The sequence below is a fragment of the Mesorhizobium sp. M7A.F.Ca.US.005.03.2.1 genome (assembly GCF_003997795.1).
GTDB classification, from domain to species: domain Bacteria; phylum Pseudomonadota; class Alphaproteobacteria; order Rhizobiales; family Rhizobiaceae; genus Mesorhizobium; species Mesorhizobium ciceri.
The window spans coordinates 1-1822 of record NZ_RZRP01001071.1 but is presented as its reverse complement, the minus strand read 5'-3'; the positions used below and the strand labels follow the sequence as shown (position 1 = coordinate 1822).

General features: G+C 64.5%; 2 protein-coding genes. Both read left to right on the top strand.

Going from position 1 to position 1822, the window contains the following annotated elements:
- A partial coding sequence (locus EN991_RS34695) for an efflux RND transporter permease subunit (RefSeq protein ID WP_164769609.1) occupies positions 1 to 1186 on the top strand: 1186 nt, incomplete at its 5' end.
- Between the two features lie 15 nt (positions 1187 to 1201).
- A partial coding sequence (locus EN991_RS34690) for an efflux RND transporter periplasmic adaptor subunit (RefSeq protein ID WP_127370414.1) occupies positions 1202 to 1822 on the top strand: 621 nt, incomplete at its 3' end.

The window sequence follows — 1822 nt, the reverse complement described above, 5'->3', positions numbered from 1 at the left end:
GTCGATCCCCGGTATCGGCACGACGGGCGGCTTCGAATTCGTCGTCGAGGATCTGACCGGCCGCGGCAGTTCAGCCCTCAACGATGCGACGCAAGCCGTGATCGCCGAGGCGCGCAAGCAGCCGGAAATCAACCCGCAGCAGCTGTTCTCGCCGTTCTCGACCTCGACGCCACAGTTCAACTACGACCTCGACCGCAGCAAGGCCAAACTGCTCGGCCTCAACCTGCCCGATGTCTTCAACACGCTGCAGATCTATCTCGGCTCGCTCTACGTCAACGACTTCAACCTGTTTGGCCGCACCTTCCGGGTGACCATCCAGGCCGACAAGGATGCACGTGCAGGTGCCGCCGACATTTCGCGGCTCTATGTGCGCAATGCCTCCGGCGGCATGGTGCCGCTCTCGACGCTGGGCAAACTCGTGCCCTTCGTCGGCCCGGAGACCGTGCCGCACTACAACAACAATGCCTCGGCCTCGATCAATGGCGGCGCCGCACCGGGCTTTTCCTCCGGCCAGGCGGTTGCCGCCATGGAACGGGCCGCTGCAACCGCGCTGCCAAGGGATTTCGGTTTCGAATGGACCGGCATCACCTTCCAGGAGCTCAAGGCAGGATCGATCGCGTCCGTCGTCTTCGGCCTCGCCATTGTCTTCGTCTTCCTGATCCTGGCGATGCAGTATGAGAGCTGGGCGATGCCGTTCATGGTGCTGTTGGCGGTGCCACTGGCCCTGTTCGGCGCCTTCGCAGCGTTGTTGCTGCGTGGCATGCAGATCGACGTCTACTCGCAGATCGGCTTCGTCATGCTGATCGGCCTGGCGGCCAAGAATGCGATCCTGATCGTCGAATTCGCAAGGCGACGGCGCGAGGAAGGCCTCAGCATCGTCGACGCGGCGATGGAGGCGGCACGGCTCAGGCTGCGGCCGATCCTGATGACGGCCTTCGCCTTCATCCTCGGCGTGCTGCCGCTGATGTTTGCGACCGGCGCCGGTGCGGCAAGCCGGCAGTCGATCGGCACCACCGTGTTCGGCGGCATGGTCGCGGCGACCATCCTGTCGCTGGTGTTCGTGCCGGTGTTCTACGCGGTCATCGAACAGCTGCGTGAACGCCGCGGCAAAGACGAGCCCACCTCTCAAGACAATGAACCAACTGCTGAGCACGCTTTACCGCCCCTGGCGGAAGCGGCCGAATAAGATTGGAGACTGATCATGCGTAAATGGAAAATCGCGTTGGGAACGGCTGTCGCGCTGGGTGCGATCTCGGTGGCCAGCGTCCACCTGCTCGATATGGGCAATCTCAGCCTCAATGCCGGCACGGCAGGTGCGGCGCCCGCCCCGGCGGCGTTCGTCATGCCGGTGCCGGTGGTCAGCGTCGTCAAGAAGACGATCCCGATCTACCTCGACTATGCCGCGCGGACAGAGCCGATCCGCAGCATCACCTTACAGGCGAGGATTCCCGGCTATCTGCAGGAGCAGACCGCAGCCGACGGCGTCGACGTCCGGCAAGGCGATCTTCTCTACAAGATCTCGCCTGACGACTTCCAGGCGGCGCTCGACCAGGCCAAGGCCCAAGTGCAGCGCGACACGGCGACGCTCGACTATGCCCGCTCGAATCTTGGTCGCGGCACCGAGCTCGCCAAGAGCGGCTACCTCGCCAAGGACGGCTTCGACCAGCGCACCAGCACCTTGCGCGAAGCGCAGGCATCGCTGGCGCTGAACCAGGCGGCGGTCCGCACGGCAGAGCTCAATCTGAGCTACGCTGAAATCCGGGCGCCGTTTGCCGGGCGCCTTGGCCGCAACCAGGCCTCGGTCGGAACGCTGGTCAGCGTC